The following is a 17004-nucleotide window of genomic DNA, read 5'->3' as shown; positions in this document are numbered from 1 at the left end:
GGCATGCGGGTTCGCTCGCTACGCTGCGAAGCAGAATCGGGATCGTCAACGCGCCGGTGGCTGGGTAGCGCGTCTCTCAGACGTGCTCATTGGAGACGCCCATGGCGTACCGGTCCCTTCTGCGTGTCCCCGGTGCGGGGTTCTTCCCCTTGGGATTCCTGGCCAGGCTTCCCTACGCGACATCGACCCTCGCGACACTCATCCTCGTCCGCGCCGCCTCCGGTGGTTACGCCTTCGCCGGCCTCGCCGCGGCGGTCCAGGGCGTCGCCACCGCCGTCGGCGGACCGGTCGTCGGAGCGCTGTCCGACCGCCACGGCCACCGCTGCGTCGGGGCGGCCACGGCGGTCGCCAATGTCGTCGCCCTGACGGGCCTCATCGCCGCGAGCCGTGCCGACCGCGCGAGCGTGCTCGTGGCGGCGGCCCTTGTCGGCCTCACCCAACCGCCGGTCGGTCCTCTGGTGCGCGTGCACTGGTCACGCCTGCTGCACGCACGCGACCGGCACGCGCTCATGCCCACCGCGCTGTCGTACGAAGCGACCGCCGATGAGGCGAGCTTCGTCGTCGGACCTGCGATCGTCGGACTGCTCACCCCGCTCGGACCGGCAGCGCCGACCATGGGAACCATCGCCCTTCTGGCTCTGGCCACCCTGCCGTTCGCGCTGTCCTTCGACCGACGGGGCGCCGTGCGGCAGCCGGCACCGAAGACGTCGAGAACTCCCTTGCCGCGGCGTCCACTTGCCGCCATGTTCCTCGCCATGGTCGCGATGGGCGCCGTGTTCGGTGCGGTGCAGACCGGCGTCACCGCCTACGCCGACGGCAGCGGCCGCCCCGGCAGCGCCGGACTTCTCTACGCCGTCTTCGGTGTCGGAAGCGCCGTGGCCGGTGCCGCCTGCGCCTGGCTGCCCTCGCGATTCGCGCCGCGCCATCGCTACGTGACCTTCGCGGCCACCCTGGTGCTGGGTGGGCTGACCCTTGTCGTCGGGGACAGGCTGCACGCCGTTCCGGCCGCCGTGGCCATCGCCGGCATTGCCGTGGCGCCCTACATGATCAGTCTCTACGCCCTCACCGAACGCCTCGCGCCGCCTGACCGGGCGACGGTCACCATGACGATCGTGTGCGGCGGAGGGCCTCTCGGTACCGCGGCCGGGCAGGCGCTGGCCGGGTTCCTCGCCGACGGCCACGGAAGCGGTGGAGCGTTCCTGGTGGCACCGATGGCGGCAACAGCGGCTCTGCTGCTCGCCCTTGCGCTGCTGTCGGCGGACCGAGGGCGGGGCGTGTGGCTCGTGGGTGACCGGACGGAGGCGGCAACCTAACCCGTCGCGTCCGGCTTCCACTCCTGGACGAGGAGACCGAGTACGACCTCGTCCAGGAACTCGCCCATGACCCAGGCCGAGGAGCGCAGTACGCCTTCGCGGACGAAGCCGTTGCGCTCGGCGGCGCGCAGCATCGCGTCGTTGTCCGCGAGCGTCTCGATCTGCAGCCGCCGCAGGCCGCGTACGACGAAGCCGTAGTGGCACAGCACCGCGACGATGTCGGTGCCGTAGCCCTTGCCGCGGGCGGAGGGGCGCAGCCCGAGCCCGATGTGCGCGTACCGGTTGTGGTTGTCGATGCCCCACAGCGACGCGGTGCCGACCAGCGGGCCCCCGTCCAGCTCCGCCACGGAGAACTGGACGTGCCGTTCCTCCGTGTCGTCCACCACGAACTGCGCGTCCTTCGAGCCCGGCGTGATCGGTCGCCACGGCTCCCCTTGGGCCCGCGAAGAGGTGACCACGTCGCCGTGGAGCTCCGCCTGGAGGATCGGGATGTCGTCCTCGTGCCGGGCCCTGAGCTCGATCTTGTTGCCTCTGATCATGCGAGCTTCCTATCCGAGCAGCCTGACCGACGGCAAACCAATAAGGGGTCGCTCTCGTGCATCGGGGGGTTGGAGAACCATGTTCCCCGCGGTGTCAGGTGCGGAATCGGGGGAACCCGGCATGGACCACATCCTGTGGCCGCCTACTCCGCCCGAAGGTGGTGCTCTGCCTTGGTTCTCTTTCTGCTGCTCGTCCTGATCGCCGTCATTCTGGGCATTGTCGGCGTCGCCGCGAACGGGTTGGGCTACTTGCTGGCGATCGGTGTCGCGGTGCTGGTGGCCGCGCTCGCCCTCGTCGCCGTTCGCTGGTCCCGGCGCTCCGGTCGCCCCCTTCGATAGAGGGCTCCCTCCGAGGGCTCCCTCCCCGCGGCGTCAGGCAGGCTTGCCCAGGGACCAGCCCGACACGTCCGTCAGTCGGCCGCGCCACAACGGCATGTGTACGGGCTCGCTCCCGGTGACTCCGGTGGCATCCCGTAGATGGATCCACTGAGGAAGCCGTTGCGGGGTGTCGTGCCCCTGCCTGTCGACGACCGCTTGGTCCACCTGTTGCGGAAAGAGTTCGAGCAGGTCGGCACCGGGGCCGTCGATGCCGCGCAGGCTGCGCGCCCACTCGGCCGTCCACGCCTCGTGCGAGATCAGATCGCCGTAGAGGAAGCCACCGCCGACGACCAGCGTCAGCGGCAGAGTCGCGTGGGCGTCCTGTCCGATCAGCCGTATCAGCATCTGCAGTTGGAGGTCCGGCACGGGCTCGGTCACGACGGGTGCGGCCGGCTGGTGGAGGGGGTCGTGCTCAGTACTCATGTGCGGTGGTCCTTCTGACGCTGCGCGTGTGGGCCGGGTGCGGGTGGTGGCGAACTCAGGTGTCCAGGAGGCCGGTGCGGAGTTTGGCGAGGGTGCGGTTCAGCAGGCGGGAGATGTGCATCTGGGACAGATGCAGCTCGCGGCCGATGTCGGCCTGGGTCATCTCCTGGCCGAAGCGCATCTCGATGATGGTCCGTTCACGCTCGTCAAGTTTGTGCAGCAGGGGTGCGAGTGTGTGCAGGTCCTCGAATAGGTCCATCGCCGGGTCGACGTCACCGATGATGTCCGCGTACTTGGGCCCCTCGCCCGACTCCTCGTCGCCGCCGGGGGTGTCGATGGAACCGGCCACGTAGCCGTTGGCGGCGATGAGGCCCTCGATGATCTCGTCCTCGCTCAGGTCGAGGTGTTCGGCGAGTTCCTTGACCGTCGGCGGGCGGTTGAGGGCGGTGGCGAGGGTTTCCTGGCTCTTGGCGAGGTTGACGCGCAGTTCCTGGAGGCGGCGGGGGACGTGGACGGCCCAGGTGGTGTCGCGGAAGAAGCGTTTGATCTCGCCGACGATGTAGGGGATCGCGAAGGAGGTGAACTCGACCTCGCGGGACAGGTCGAAGCGGTCGATGGCCTTGATGAGGCCGATCGTGCCGACCTGGATGATGTCCTCCATGTCGCCGTTGCCGCGGTTGCGGAAGCGGCGGGCGGCGAAGGCGACCAGGGACAGGTTCATCTCGATAAGGGTGTTGCGCGCGTACTGGTACTCGCGGGTGCCCTCCTCCAGGGTCTCCAGCCGGTCCAGGAACAGGCGGGACAGCTCGCGGGCGTCCTTGGGCGCGACCTTGCCGCCGTCCTCGATCCAGGGCAGCTCCTCGACGACCTCCGACACTCCCGTCGTGCGGTCGGTCGCTTCGTGGGCGTTCACCGAGGTAGTCACTGTGCCGCCTTAGCTGGAGAGCAGGGTAGACGTCTCCTGCCCGCTCTCGCCGCAAGCATGTCCATGCGAACCCCACTGCTTCCGCGTGCTTCCGCGTGCTTCCGCGACGAGGGTGAAGGGGCGCCATGCCCGCCGCGTAAAGGCGTTGAACGGCCAGGCCCCTCTGGGCATGATCCACTCTGTGCACACCTACCTGGAGACCGAGCGCCTGATCCTGCGCCGCTTCACAACCGACGACGCCGACCTGCTGATCGAGTTGGACAGCGACCCCGCGGTGATGCGGTATCTGACCGGGGGGAGTGCGACCGCACCGGAGATCGTCCGCGAGCGGCACCTGCCGAACATCATCGCCGGCTACGAGAGATGGCACGGAGATCTCGGGCTGTTCGCCGCGCAGGAGAAGGACGGTGGCGCGTTCATCGGCTGGTTCTGCCTGCGCCCGGAGCCCCAGGGCCCGCTGAACGAGGCCGAACTCGGTTACCGGCTGCGGCAGGCGGCCTGGGGCAGGGGATACGCCACCGAAGGCTCGCGGGCCTTGCTGGACAAGGCGTTCGCGGGGCTCGGTCTGCGCATGGTCTGGGCCGAGACGATGACCCTGAACCGAGGTTCGCGCAACGTCATGCAGAAGCTCGGCATGACGCTCGCGGAGACCGTCCCCACTCCTCCCGACATGGAGATGGTCGAGGGCGCCGAGCACGGAGGCGTGCGGTACGAGATCACCAAGGAACAGTGGGAGCAGCGGCAGTAGTCACTGGCCACACGTGTCCCGTGGTGGTCGGGTCGGAGCCGGGCCTACTTGTGCGCTGTGTAGACGGTCGCGGTCATCGGTGCGGTCACACGGCCGGTGCCGAGGCGGTCCGTCATCCTCTGTGTGACGGCGGCCCGGAGGGCTTGCGCGTCCTCGCGGTCCTGTAGGGCGGCGCTCACCGGTGTGCCGGTGAGGAACCCGGTCGCGACGGAGGCCGCCGACTCCGCGACGCCTTCCAGCGTGACCTCCTCGGCCGCGGCCAGAGTCAGTCCGGCGGAAGTGAGGTCCGCGGCGACCACGGCCGGATCGCAGTAGCCGTGCGGCACGTCCTTCACAAACGAGGGCGCTGAGCCGGGCATGGACTGTTCCAGGGCGGTCTGGAAGGCGGCCCCGAATCCGTGCGAGGCCAGCGGACCCCAACTGTTGAACAGGAACCGCCCCTGCGGGGCCAGGACCCGACGCACCTCGGCGTAGGCGGCGGGCCTGTCAGGGAAGAACATCACCCCGAACTGGCACAGCACGAGGTCGAAGCCGCCGTCCTCGAAGGGCAGTTCCTGTGCGTCCGCCTGCCGCCAGTCCGCACGGGGTTCGCGTACCGACCCCGCGGTGACCATGGCTTCGTTGAGATCGCTCGCCACCACCGAGGCCGTGGGCACCGCGATGAGCAGGGCCGAGGTCAACGCCCCTGTTCCGGCGGCGAGTTCCAGGACCGTGCGCGGGCGCAGGGCTGCCGCCCGCGCGGCCAGGTCGGCGGCGAAGGGCCGGAAGAAGACCGGCACCAGGTGACGTTCGTAGGCCTCGGGCATGGACCGTGTCCAGCGCCGGTTCGCATCGTCTGTGCTCACCCGACGGACACTAGTCCTGTGGGGCCGACGGCGCGCCCGCCCATCGCCGCAGGGCGGTTTCGAGGCCGGTGGTGGCGGCGAGGTCGACGGTGTCGGAGGCCCAGGCGACCACCCCGTCCGGGCGGACCAATACCCCGGCCGGCATCGGCTGTTCGTCGTTCACGACCCTCACTCGCCCGGCCCGGGCCTCGGCGAGTCGGCCGAACGCGCCGTCCGGACTGCGGTCGAGCAGCAGGAACCCGCCGTCGTGACCGTGGTCGACCAGCCGGGACCCGTCCTTCAGCCACACGTCCGGTACGAACCGGCCGACCAGCGGATGGTCACCGGGCAGGTCGATGCGCTGGTCGACTCCCGCGATCTTCTTGACCGCGTACGTCGTGCCGTCCCGGGTGCTCAGCAGATCGGCGACGACCTCCCGTAGCGCGGCCGATGTGGCGTCCCCGCGCAGTACCCCGATCTGGGCCCGCGTCCAGTCGAGGACCCACGCGCCGAGGGGACGCCGTTCGGCGTCGTAGGTGTCGAGGAGTTCTTCGGACGCCCACCCGGCGACCACGGCGCCGAGCTTCCAACCGAGGTTCATGGCGTCGCCGAACCCGAGATTGAGCCCCTGGCCGCCGAACGGCGAGTGCACGTGCGCGGCGTCACCGGCCAGCAGCACCCGCCCGGACCGGTAGGTCGCGGCCTGGCGGGCGTTGTCGGTCCAGCGGGTCGCGGTGCCGCGCAGTGCGGTCAGTGTGACGTCGGTGCCCGAGACCCGGCGCAGAGTGGACTGCAACTCCGCCAGAGTCACGGGTGCCGAGCGGTCGGCGGGCAGGGCGCCGAACTCCACGGTGATCACCCGCCCGGGCTGCGGCCCATAGCGGTACGCCCCTCGGGCCGACCACGTCCATCCGTCCGCGAGCTTCTCCGGGTCGGCGATGTCGACGACCGCCAGATGCCCGGCGAGTTCGGGGTCGGTGCCGGGAAAGTCGATGCCCGCGAGACGGCGTACGGTACTGCGCCCGCCGTCGCACCCGACCAGCCACCCGGTGCGAAGCGTGCCGGCGGTGGTGCCGACGAGCACTCCGTCGCCGGTGTCGTCCAGCGCGGTGACCTCCACCCCGCGACGCACCGGTACGCCGAGTCGCGCGAGGTGTTCGGTCAGCAGCACTTCCAGCTCACGCTGTGGCACCATCCGTGCACCGTCGGCCGAGGTGTGCGCGGCGAGGTCGGGATCGGACCAGTCCACGAGGTCGGCGTCGAGGACGATCCCCGCGAAGTGCCCGGTGAATCGCGAGCCGGGAGCCGGTCGGCGCTCGCCGGACGTCTGGCCCTCACGAAGCGTCCCGTCGTGGCGAGGCGTCCGGTCGTCGGCCGTGCGGGGGGCGTACGACCCCACCCGCCCAAGGATCTCGCGCTGCACCTTCTCCGCGGCGGGCAGCAGGCCGCGGCGGTCGAGTGCCTCGGCCGTCGGCACGTTGATGGACTGGGCCTTCATCGCCTCGCTCGGCTCGGAGAGCCGCTCGAGTACCTGCACGGTCGCCCCGGAGAGCGCCAGTTCGGCGGCGAGCACGAGGCCCACCGGCCCGGCGCCGACCACGGTCACGTCCACGACTTGGGTCATGGTCTGGGTGCTGTTCCGATCGATATTCACGAACACTGTTCTATGTACGAACATCGTTCGTGTCAAGTTATAGTGGTCGGGTGAATCCGAGAGAGCGACGCGCGGCACGCCACCAGCCGCCGAACCCCGAGGCCGAGACCGCCCCAAGGCCCCGGCGCCGCAAGGCCCCGATCACCGTGGAACAGGTCGTCGACACCGCGCTGGCCCTCATCGCCACGGAGGGCTACGAGGCGCTGACCATGCGCCGACTGGCCGGCGCGCTCGACACCGGCCCCGCCTCGCTCTACGCCCACGTGGTCAACAAGGCCGATCTCGACGAGCTGCTCATCGGCCGACTGTGCGCCGGTCTCGTCCTGCCCAAGCCCGATACGGCATCGGATTCCGCGCCCGATCCCACAGCCTGGCGGGAGCAGATCCGGAGCGTCTGCACCCAGCTGCGCGACCAGTACCTGAAATACCCCGGCATCTCCCGCGCCGCGTTCGCCATGGCCCCCACCGACCTCGAGATCCTGCGCGTCAGCGAGGGAATGCTGGCGATCCTGCTCGCCGGCGGCGTCGCCCCGCAGACCGCCGCCTGGGCCATCGACGCCCTGCTGCTCTACGTGGCCGCCTACTGCCTCGAGACATCGGTCGCGCGCCAACGGGCAGCGGACGACGACATCGCCTGGGTCGTCGACCGCGACGAACTCCTGCGCAGGCTCACCGCCCTGCCCGCCGAGGCCTTCCCCCACACCACCCGCCACGCCGCCGAACTCACCGCCGGCGAGGGCCACGACCGCTTCGACTTCACGCTTGCCCTGATGATCGACGGCCTCGCACACCGCTAGGTCGCTTCGTCCGCGCGAATCTCCTGGTCCGTCGGGGAACCACCCGGCGGCTGCCTGACCGACCGGCCGTCCACGCCGATCACTGCCTCACCCTGCCCGGACACCGAAGCGCGGTGCAGTCCGTCAAGTTCAGCCCCGACGACCACACCCTCGCCACCGGTGGAGGGACGGCGCGATCCGCCTGTGGGATCCGCGGACCGGTGCCCCCGGTCACGTCATGAAGTGGTCCGGGGGCTGGGTGACGTCCGTCGCGTTCTCTCCGGACGGACGCGATGTCGCCGGCGGCGGCCAGTCCAGGACCACTCGTCTCTGGCACGTCCCCACGGGCCAGCTCCGTTGGAAGGCGCCCGGTCGAACTCCTTACACCGTCCTTGAGTTCAGCCCGGACGGCGCTGTTCTGGCGACCACCCGCGGCGACACCGTCGTGCATCTGAAAGACGCCCGCACGGGCGAGGATCTGAGGCTGCTGGAAGGGCAGGAGCACGTCGCGAGGGCCGTGACCTTCGCTCCGGACGGCCGTACGCCGGCCAGCGCCCACGACGCCGTGATCTGTCTGTGGGACGCGGAGACCGGCGACCAGCTCCTCGCCCTGAACGCACACACCGGCCCGGTGGAGTGCCTGGCCTTCAGCCCCGACGGGCGGACCCTGGCCAGCGGTGGACACGACCGGGTGATTCGTCTGTGGGACGTGCGGATGCCGTAGCCACTCGGTCTCCGCGCGGCCGGCCGCCGTCAGCCGAGGAGTGCGAGTTCCTCCTCCGAGAGTCGCAGTGAGCCGACGGACATGTTCTGCGCCAGGTGGTCCGGATCGCCGGTGCCCGGGATCGCCAGCACGTGCGGCCCCTGTCGCAGGGTCCAGGCCAGCCGGACCTGAGCGACGGACACACCGTGCGCGCGGGCGACGGTACTCACCGCCTCGCTGTCACCGCCGGTCGGACCCGCCTCGCGTCCGGAGCCGGCGATCGCGAAGAACGGAACGAAGGCGAGGCCGAGTTCGCCGCAGAGCCGCAGCAGCGCCCGGTCCTCGTCGGACGCGCCGATCCCGAACGGGTTCTGCACGCAGACGACCGGGGCGATGGCCCGGGCCTCGGCGAGCTGCTCGGCGGTGGCGTTGGAGATGCCGAGGTGGCGGATCAGTCCGGCGTCGCGCAGTGCGGCCAGCGCGCCGAAGTGCTCGCCGATCGAGCCGGTCTGTCGACGACTCGGTGGCAGCCGCAGATTCACCACGTCCAGGTGGTCGCGGCCGAGTTGGCGCAGGTTCTCCTCGACCTGCCCCCGCAACTGCGCCGGTGTGGCCCACCACCACGCGCCCGAGGAATCGCGGCCCGGCCCGACCTTGGTGGTGATGACCAGATCCGCCGGGTACGGCGCCAGCGCCCGGTTGATCAGTTCGTTGGCCGAGCGTGTCGCCGAGAAGTAGAACGCGGCCGTGTCGATGTGGTTCACGCCGAGCTCGACCGCCCGCCGGAGGATGCCGATCGACTGTTCTCGGTCGCGGGGCACGCCGTGGTCGAAGGGCGCGGTACCGGTCAGGCGCATGGCGCCGAACCCGATGCGGTTGACGGTCAGGTCGCCGAGTTGCCAAGTACGTGTGTCTGCGGGGGTGTTCGGCCATGGGCTCAGACTCATGAAATGGATCTCCTCTGGCATGAAGAAAGCCTCCCCGGCGGATCGGAATCCGCGCCGGGAAGGCTCACTTGATCGACGGCACTCTAGCAGGGCGGCCAGGGCGGCCAGGGCGGGGGAGTCGGACGATCCCCCAACGGCCTCACCCCGCCGCCAACCGAAGCCTGATCGTGCGGGATTCGGGCCGCAGCGCGAACTCGGGCCACACATCCGGCCCGCAGGCCCGCGAGCCGAGCCCGTGCTGGGCGGCGTCGATGATCAGGTGACTGGCCGTCGACTCGGGCAGTTCGAAGGGGTGTTGGGCGCGTGCGATCTCCTGCGGTGTGTGACGGCCGAGCGTGAAGCCGGGGCGCCGCCCATGCGTGTCGGGGATCGCCACGATGCGCAGCACCTTGGCGGCGCCACTCGTCAGAGTCAGCTCGCGCACCTGGGAACGGTGCCCCGTCTCCTGCGGGCGCGCGTAGTCGACGGCGAGGTCGCCGATGCCGTCGGAGAAGCGACCTGTGCGGGCCGCGCGGAGACTGTCGGGATAGGACTCCAGCGGACCCAGGCCGAACCACGCGGCGCCGTCCACGGGCGCCGGCTCATCGGGCAGCTCGAAGCGGACCCCGATCCGGGGCCACACCGTACGCCAGCCGCTCGACGGCTCGATCTCCACGCGCAGTTCCAACTCGCCCTCGTCCAGCGACCAGTTGGACTCGACCGTCACCGACAAAGCGGAGTTCGCGGCGGAGACCTTGTCGACGGTGCGCAGGGTGTTCGTGGTCTGCTCCACGCTGATGCGCCGCGTGGTCAGCCGGTCGAGGCCGTCGGCACGCCACAGGTCGGCGTTGGACACCCCGGCGATGCTCGCGTCGCTGTTCTCGACTCCGTCGGACGGGCTCTCGTCGTTGTCGGTCGGCGCGCGGAACAGCTCCAGCCGCGGACCGGTCACGGCACGACCGGCGAGCCGGGTGAGGGACCCGTCGACGAACTCGGCGATCCCGAGCGAAAGCGTTCCGTCCCCGGGTCGCCAGCCGGTTCGTGGCCGGACGGCCGGGACGGGACGGCGTATCGAACAGTCCAGTTGCGCGGTCGCGACCACATGCCCGGCCGGCGCCCAAGCGGTGTCGGTGGCCAGCACCGCCTCGACCGTGAGCCATGTCTCCGCGTCCGGGGCGACCGCGATCCGCGGCAGCGCCACCTGCCCCGCCCCGCCCGGCGTGACCACGGGCACGTCCAACTCGCCTGATTCCACCGGCGTTCCGTCGTGCTCGACACACCAACGGAAGTGCAGGTCCGCCGTGTCGGCCGAGTGCCGCAGATTGGTGATCGCGAGCTTGTCGCCGTCGAAGGCGAAGCGGAGCGGCTGGACGACCGCCTTGTACTCGTGGAGGCTGGGCGAGGGCACGTCGTCGCTCAGCAGCATGCCGTCCATCACGAAGTTGCCGTCGTGGACGACCTCGCCGAAGTCACCGCCGTAGGCGTAGTACGGCGTGCCGTCCGGGGCGGTGGCCAGGATGCCGTGGTCGCGCCACTCCCAGACGAAACCGCCGTGGAGTCGCGGATACTCGTGCACGAGTGCCTCGTACTGGTCGAACGCGCCAGGACCGTTGCCCATCGCGTGCGCGTACTCGCACAGCAGGAACGGCTTGGTGCGCTGCCGGGCCCCCTGCGAGGGGGTGCAGCCGAGCAGCGGGGCGCGTGAGCCGTCGGTGCCGATCTGCTCGGTCTCCGGCACGGACGCGTACATGCGGGAGTAGATGTCGGTGTACTCGCCGGTGTAGTCGCCTTCGTAGTGCACGGGGCGTTCGGCGTCGCGGGCGTGGACCCAGGCCGACATGGCGGCGAGGTTGCCGCCGGTGCCGGCCTCGTTGCCGAGGGACCAGATGACGATGCTGGGATGGTTCTTGTCGCGCTCGACGGTGCGCTCGATGCGGTCGAGGAAGGCGGCGCGCCAGGTCGGGTCGTCGCTCGGGTTGCCGACCCAGCCGCCCTTCTCGAAGCCGTGGGTCTCCAGGTCGCATTCGAGGACGACCCAGAAGCCGAGCTCGTCGGCGAGGTCGAGCAGCCGGGGGTGGGGCGGGTAGTGGCTGGTGCGGATGGCGTTCACGTTGAACCGCTTCATCCGGGCCAGGTCCTCGCGGGCGTGCTCCTCGTCGAAGACACGGCCGCGCTCGGGGTGGGCCTCGTGACGGTTCACCCCGTGGAACACGACCCGGCGACCGTTGACCAGGAATTGGTCGCCGCGGATCTCGACCGTGCGGAAACCGACGCGCAGCGCGATGCTCTCCGCCGCCGTGGACACGGTGGCCTCGTACAGGCGGGGCCGCTCGGCGGACCAGGGCTCCACCCCGGCGATGTCGAAGGCGGCCACCTCGGCCGGTGTCGCCCAGACCTGCTCGACGCCGAGTTCGGGGATGCGCAGGGTGACCGGGAACGCCGACGCCTGTGCGGTGACCTCCGCGTCGACGCGGCCGCGGCCGTCGTCGAAGCCGGTCCGCAGCCAGACGTCCTCGATGCCTCCGGCGGGCCGGGCGTGCAGGGTGACATCGCGGAAGATGCCCGGCAGCCACCACTGGTCCTGGTCCTCGACATAGCTGGCCGCGGACCACTGGTGCACCCGCACGGCGACGACGTTGTCGCCCGCGCGCACGGCGGCCGTCACATCGAACTCGTGGGCCAGTCGGCTGCCACTGGCACTGCCGATCTCCACGCCGTTCACCCATACCCTGAACAGCGACTCGACCCCGTCGAAGCGCAGCACGACCCGCTCGGCGTCCGACCAGCCGGCGGGCATGTCGAAGCGGCGGCGGTAGTCGCCGGTGGGGTTCTCGTCCGGGACGTGGGGCGGGTCGATCGGGAACGGGAACTGGATGTTCGTATAGATCGGACGGCCGTAGGCGCCGTCCCCTTCCAGTACCCAGTGCGAGGGCACGGGCATGGGGTCCCAGCCGTGGTCGTCGAAGCCCTCGGCCGCGAAGTCCTCCGCCGCCGATGCCGTGGGGGACAGACGGAAGCGCCAGGGCCCGTTCAGCGAGAGAGAAGGGGCGTCGGAGTGCAGCCACGAGCGCGCCGGGCGCAGTGCGCCACGCGCCGGTGCGGTGTCCGAAACATGGGGGGAGAGCTCGGGGAGCAAGAGGTCACGACTCTTTCTTCGTAGCAAGGCGCGTAGCGAGATTCGGTGTCATGGCGGTCTACCGGAGCACGACGGTGCGGATCTCCCATGGGCCGAGGGCGAGTTCGAGTTCGTCCGCGGCCTGGGCGTGGGAGATCGGGCGGCCGAGGAGATCGACGGTGGTGGCCTCGGTGAAGGTGCCCGACACGCGGACGGTCGTCGCGTCGTCGCTCAGCGCGGTGAGCCGCACCTCCGTACCGGGCCCGTGCCGGTCGTCGGTGACGCGCCGGATGCTCGACACGTGGACGTCCTTGCCGTCGACCCGGAATCCGGTCTCGTCGGGGGGCAGTTGGCCTCCGGCGTCCCCGGTGCCCCGGGTGACGAGGACGTCGTTGCGGAACTCCTCGGCGAGAGCGACCGCGTCGGCGCCCTGCCAGCCGGCCGCCGAGGGGACGACGGCGAAGCGGTTCTCGATGCGCATGCCGAGGTCCTGCGCGCCCGGTGCGGGGATCTCGCTCGCCGCCGGTTCGTCGCGGAGGGGATGGATGTTGACGCTGATCGAGCCGATCGCGCGCAGCAGGGTGATGGCGAGTTCGGAGCCGCCGTCGACGAGTTCGTACTCGCTGGAGTGGTCGAGCAGGACGTTGGCCGGTCCGGCCGATACGAACGTACTGGCCGGGAAGGTCGGCAGCGGGTACTCGCCCCAGCCGCCCTCGGCGGTCAGCCCGCGCTCGGTGACAGCGAACTGCCCGGCGGACGCGGAGGAGTTGACCGGTTCGGGCAGCGGGACGTGGAAGCGCAGCCGGTGGTCGGCGGACTGGTTGAGGAAGGACGTGGACACGCGCACGAACGGTTCGCCCGCGCGGACCTCCACGATCGTCTCCACCGGTGTCGCCACGGTCTCCGCGCTGCGCAGGTCGCGGTCGGAGGAGAGGGCGGCGGGCCAGTCGTAGACGCGGGTCACGCGCGACCGCGACCGCAGGGGACCGGTTTCGAGGAGGTCGACTGCGATCTCCTTCGGCTCCGCGACGAGGAAGTCGTGTGCCGGGGGAGCGTAGTTGTAGCTGTCGCCGCGGTCCCCGCCGTCGACGAGGCGGCCGACTCCGCGCAGCACGGTGCCGTCGGATCCGGTGATGTCGAGGGTGCCGTCGGCGGTGACCGTGACCTCGACAAGCCCGTTCGCGAGCCTCAAGTCCGTTGCTGTGGCAGGTGCGTACGGCAGCAGCGCGCCGGAGGCGTCCTCGCTCGGCGTGACCCGGAAACCGGTCAGGCCGGAGGCGGGGACACTCACGGGGACGAGTGCGGTGGCCCGGGCCTCCTCCAGCGTCAGCACCCGCCACTCGCCCGGATGCGCGGCGGCCGCGGCGGCGACCTCGCGGCGCAGGATCAGCAGGTCGAACGGTCCGCTGGTCGGCACCTCGGCGAGGTGGAACACCAGTGAGTGCGGGGTGAGTTCGTAGTGGTCGATCAGCCGGCCGAACAGCTCGCGGCGGTGGATCCGGCGCAGCACCCGTTCGAGCTGCGAGGCGTCCATGCGCTCGTCGCTGAGGACGGTCGGCGCCTCGGAGACCAACTGCACGGGGTACGTCGATCCGTCCGCGCCGGTCGCGATCAGCTCGGTGCCCTCCGGCGGGGCCACGACGTCCACCTCGACCAGTGCCCTGCGCGCCGACGGCAGCGGATTGGCGACCAGGTAGCCGTCGCTCGGCACCAGGGCGGCGGGTTCGGTGAGGGCGGCGTCCCGCACAGCGCGTGCGGTCTGCGCGGCCTCGGCGAGCCGTGCGGCGACCTGGTCGCAGGTCTCGTCGGTGCCGGAGCCGACCACCGAGTCATGGGCCGTCGACTCGATGATCTTGTGCCAGGCGAGGGAGAGGAACGGCGAGTCGTCGCGCCCGGACCACAGCGCGTTCATGCGCTCGGCGTGGTCGATGACGCGCTCGGCGGCGGCCATCCGCTGCTTGAGCCCGAGCCGTACGGACAGCACGCCCGGGAGGATGTTGCCGCGCACATGACTGCGCAGTTCACCGGTGACCGTGGCGGTCACCTCGTCGCGCACGTGCTTGCGGATGTACTCGTCGAGCGTCGCCACCGTGATGGGGAGCCCCTCGCCGGACGCGGTCCGCAGCCAGGACGCCAACCGCGGGTCGGGCGCGTTGTGGTCGGTGCCGGCCATCGCCAACACCGGGTCGGTGCCCCAGCGTTCGGCGGTCATTTCGGCGTACTCGCCGAGCGCGCGACCGATCTGGTCGGGCACCAGCAGGACGTCGAGGCCGTTGTCGTAACCGTCGAAGAGGAACTCGGTACGCACCTCGGAACCGTCGGGGGCCCGCCAGCGGAAGGCGTGGCCGTCGACGGAGCCGGGCACACCGCGCCACAGCGCCGCGTGCTCGATCCCGGCCCGCGCGAGGATCTGCGGCATCTGCGCGACGTGGCCGAACATGTCCGGCAGATAGCCGATGGGCATCGCACCACCGAGGCGCTCCGCGGCGGCCCAGCCCATCTGCAGATTGCGCACGATGGTCTCGCCGGAGCAGAGGAACTCGTCGAGCAGGATCAGCCACGGCCCGACGGCCAGCCGGCCCTCCCCGACCAGGGCCACGACACGGTCGCGGTTCTCCGGCCGCATCTCCAGGTAGTCCTCGACCGCGGCCATCTGCCCGTCGACGGTGAACCGGAAATCGGGGTTCGACTCGGCTGTCTCCAGCACGGTGTCGAGGGCGGTGACCAGTCGGTGCCGGAAGACCTGGAAGGGCTCGTACCATTCCCGGTCCCAGTGGAAGTGGGGCACGAAGACAGCCGAGTTGGGCATGGCGTTGGACACCTTCTGTGTGGGGGTCACTTGAGTGAGCCGGCGGCGAGGCCGGTGCGCCAGAACCGCTGCAGGAGCATGAACAGGATGATCACCGGCACGATCGACACCAGCGAACCGGTGATCACGGACTCCTGAAGGAGCGGCGACCGGGCGGTCTGCCCGTTCCAGGTGAAGAGGCCGAGGGTGATCGGGAACAGCGACTCCTTCTGGAGCATCACCATCGGAAGGAAGAAGTTGTTCCAGATACCGACGAACTGGAACAGGAAGATGGTCACGAGCGCCGGCGACATCAGCTTGAAGGACACCGAGAAGAACGTGCGGAACTCCCCGGCGCCGTCGAGGCGCGCGGCCTCGATGAGTTCCTGGGGCACGGCGGCGTTCGCGAAGATTCTCGCGAGGTAGACGCCGAACGGGCTGACGATGCTGGGGAGGAAGACCGCGAAATAGGTATTGACGAGGCCGGTCTCCGAGAACAGCAGGAACAGCGGCAGCGCCAGCGCGGTGGAGGGGACCAGCACACCGCCGAGAATGACCGAGAACAGGAACTCGCGTCCGCGGAAATGGAACTTGGCGAGCGCGTAGCCGCACAGCGCCGAGATCAGGGTGCCCACGGCCGCGCCCAGCACCGCGTAGATGACGGTGTTGAGGATCCACCGCCCGAAGATGCCGTTGTTGAAGGAGAACAGGTTGCGCAGATTCTCGAACAGGTTGAAGTGCGAGAAGACCAGGCCGTTGGTGGAGGCGAGGTCGCCCTGCGGTTTGGTCGCCGCGACGATCAGGAAGTACAGCGGCAGCAGGAAGTAGATCGCCAGCAGGAACATCAGGGCCAGCACGGCCGGACGGCTCACGCGGCTGTCTTTGAGTGGGGGTCGGATGCTCACAGTCCCGCCCTCTTGGAGGTCAGTCGCATGAACCCGAAGCTCAAGACGAAGGTGATGACCGCGATGACCACCGAAATGGCGGCGGCCTGCTGGTAGTTGTTCCCGACCGCCACGGTGTACGCCAGCATGTTCGGGGTGAACGTGCTGGAGATGTTCGAGGAGATCTGCCGCAGCACCGCGGGCTCGGAGTACAGCTGCAGCGTTCCGATGATCGAGAACACCGTGGTCATGACGATGGACGGGGCGATGATCGGGACCTTGATGCGCCAGGCGATGGCCCAGTTGCCGGCCCCGTCGATCCGCGCGGCCTCGTAGAGCTCCTGCGGGATGGACTGCAGGGCCGAGAACATGATCAGCATGTTGTAGCCGGTCCACAGCCAGGTCGAGATGTTGGCCGCCGACCACAGCACGGCACTCGGGCCGAGGAAGTCGGGGTGCAGACCGAGGTTGTTCAACAGGTCGACGACCGGGCTGAGTTGCGGCGAGTAGAGATACGACCACATGATCGCGGCGATGACGCCGGGCACCGCGTACGGCATGAACGCGGTGACGCGGAAGAAGCTCTTGAGCTTCAACAGGGGAGAGTCCAGCAGCAGCGCCATGATCAGCGCGAGGAACAGCATGACGGGCACCTGCACGATGCCGAACAGTCCGATGCGGCCGATGCTGGACCAGAACTCGTCGTTCTGGAACACCTGCGCGTACTGATGGAAGCCGCCGAAGGTCGTGTACGAGGTGCCGTACTGGCCGCCGGAGCGGCGCACCACGCGGAAGCTCTGCCACAGCGCGTAGCCGACGGGCACCAGGTAGAACAGGATGAACGGCAGGAAGAAGGGCGTGAGGAACGCGACGATGGTGCCGGCCCGGGGGGCGCCCCCCCCCCCCCCCGGGGGGGGGGGGGCCCCCCCCGGGTGATAAACCCCGTCGGCGGGGGGGGTGGGGGTGTGGGGGCAAGGTGGGGGGAATTGCCCCCCCGGGGCGGGGAGC

The 17004-nt window shown here is 70.1% G+C and carries 15 protein-coding genes; 5 read left to right on the top strand and 10 right to left on the bottom strand.

Annotated features, from left to right (window positions below):
* The first annotated feature begins 101 nt into the window (after nucleotides 1-101).
* Nucleotides 102-1313 (top strand): MFS transporter, encoded by a 1212-nt coding sequence (locus ACIQI8_RS01020; protein ID WP_402343039.1) that lies wholly within the window; start codon nucleotides 102-104, stop codon nucleotides 1311-1313.
* Here the strand turns inward: ACIQI8_RS01020 and ACIQI8_RS01015 are convergent.
* On the bottom strand, nucleotides 1310-1852 hold the full coding sequence (locus tag ACIQI8_RS01015; RefSeq protein WP_402343036.1) for a GNAT family N-acetyltransferase: 543 nt from the start codon (nucleotides 1850-1852) through the stop codon (nucleotides 1310-1312). The two genes, ACIQI8_RS01020 and ACIQI8_RS01015, sit on opposite strands and share 4 nt — an antisense overlap.
* 171 nt (nucleotides 1853-2023) lie before the next feature.
* Between ACIQI8_RS01015 and ACIQI8_RS01010 the strand changes: the two genes are divergently transcribed.
* Nucleotides 2024-2191: a hypothetical protein gene (locus ACIQI8_RS01010; RefSeq protein WP_402343033.1), complete on the top strand. Its 168-nt coding sequence runs from the start codon at nucleotides 2024-2026 to the stop codon at nucleotides 2189-2191.
* Nucleotides 2192-2224: 33 nt separating this feature from the next.
* Here ACIQI8_RS01010 and ACIQI8_RS01005 read toward each other — a convergent pair whose 3' ends face one another.
* On the bottom strand, nucleotides 2225-2653 hold the full coding sequence (locus tag ACIQI8_RS01005; RefSeq protein ID WP_402343030.1) for a hypothetical protein: 429 nt from the start codon (nucleotides 2651-2653) through the stop codon (nucleotides 2225-2227).
* 55 nt (nucleotides 2654-2708) lie between these two features.
* A complete protein-coding gene (locus ACIQI8_RS01000; RefSeq protein ID WP_402343028.1) occupies nucleotides 2709-3566 on the bottom strand; it encodes a SigB/SigF/SigG family RNA polymerase sigma factor in 858 nt (285 codons plus the stop codon).
* A 193-nt stretch (nucleotides 3567-3759) separates the two neighbouring features.
* On the opposite strand from ACIQI8_RS01000, the gene ACIQI8_RS00995 reads away from it, so the two are divergent.
* Entirely contained in the window at nucleotides 3760-4326 is a 567-nt protein-coding gene (locus ACIQI8_RS00995; RefSeq protein ID WP_402346610.1) for a GNAT family N-acetyltransferase, read from the top strand.
* Between the two features lie 44 nt (nucleotides 4327-4370).
* Here the strand turns inward: ACIQI8_RS00995 and ACIQI8_RS00990 are convergent, their stop codons facing one another.
* Together ACIQI8_RS00990 and ACIQI8_RS00985 are read right to left on the bottom strand one after the other, a co-directional pair.
* Nucleotides 4371-5132 (bottom strand): class I SAM-dependent methyltransferase, encoded by a 762-nt coding sequence (locus tag ACIQI8_RS00990; protein ID WP_402346609.1) that lies wholly within the window; start codon nucleotides 5130-5132, stop codon nucleotides 4371-4373.
* Nucleotides 5133-5181: 49 nt separating this feature from the next.
* Nucleotides 5182-6774 (bottom strand): FAD-dependent monooxygenase, encoded by a 1593-nt coding sequence (locus ACIQI8_RS00985; protein WP_402346607.1) that lies wholly within the window; start codon nucleotides 6772-6774, stop codon nucleotides 5182-5184.
* A gap of 80 nt (nucleotides 6775-6854) precedes the next feature.
* On the opposite strand from ACIQI8_RS00985, the gene ACIQI8_RS00980 reads away from it, so the two are divergent.
* Nucleotides 6855-7601: a TetR/AcrR family transcriptional regulator gene (locus ACIQI8_RS00980; RefSeq protein WP_402343025.1), complete on the top strand. Its 747-nt coding sequence runs from the start codon at nucleotides 6855-6857 to the stop codon at nucleotides 7599-7601.
* 217 nt (nucleotides 7602-7818) lie between these two features.
* Nucleotides 7819-8304 (top strand): WD40 repeat domain-containing protein, encoded by a 486-nt coding sequence (locus tag ACIQI8_RS00975; protein ID WP_402343022.1) that lies wholly within the window; start codon nucleotides 7819-7821, stop codon nucleotides 8302-8304.
* Between the two features lie 29 nt (nucleotides 8305-8333).
* Here ACIQI8_RS00975 and ACIQI8_RS00970 read toward each other — a convergent pair whose 3' ends face one another.
* The 5 genes from ACIQI8_RS00970 to ACIQI8_RS00950 all read right to left on the bottom strand — a co-directional run bounded on the left by ACIQI8_RS00970 (nucleotide 8334) and on the right by ACIQI8_RS00950 (nucleotide 16871).
* Nucleotides 8334-9230, bottom strand: a complete 897-nt coding sequence (locus ACIQI8_RS00970) for an aldo/keto reductase (RefSeq protein WP_402343019.1) — start codon at nucleotides 9228-9230, stop codon at nucleotides 8334-8336.
* A gap of 139 nt (nucleotides 9231-9369) precedes the next feature.
* On the bottom strand, nucleotides 9370-12345 hold the full coding sequence (locus ACIQI8_RS00965) for a glycoside hydrolase family 2 TIM barrel-domain containing protein (RefSeq protein WP_402343016.1): 2976 nt from the start codon (nucleotides 12343-12345) through the stop codon (nucleotides 9370-9372).
* 58 nt (nucleotides 12346-12403) lie between these two features.
* On the bottom strand, nucleotides 12404-15133 hold the full coding sequence (locus ACIQI8_RS00960) for an alpha-mannosidase (protein WP_402343013.1): 2730 nt from the start codon (nucleotides 15131-15133) through the stop codon (nucleotides 12404-12406).
* A gap of 26 nt (nucleotides 15134-15159) precedes the next feature.
* The gene (locus tag ACIQI8_RS00955) at nucleotides 15160-15957 is read right to left on the bottom strand and encodes a carbohydrate ABC transporter permease (RefSeq protein ID WP_401715540.1); all 798 of its coding nucleotides are present in this window, start codon (nucleotides 15955-15957) and stop codon (nucleotides 15160-15162) included.
* A gap of 56 nt (nucleotides 15958-16013) precedes the next feature.
* Entirely contained in the window at nucleotides 16014-16871 is an 858-nt protein-coding gene (locus tag ACIQI8_RS00950; RefSeq protein ID WP_402346605.1) for a carbohydrate ABC transporter permease, read from the bottom strand.
* Between the last annotated feature and the right edge of the window lie 133 nt (nucleotides 16872-17004).

It is taken from the genome of Streptomyces sp. NPDC092369 (genome assembly GCF_044755245.1).
Lineage (GTDB): Bacteria > Actinomycetota > Actinomycetes > Streptomycetales > Streptomycetaceae > Streptomyces.
The sequence above is the reverse complement of the archived record's forward strand: the minus strand, read 5'-3'. Positions and strand labels throughout refer to the sequence as shown.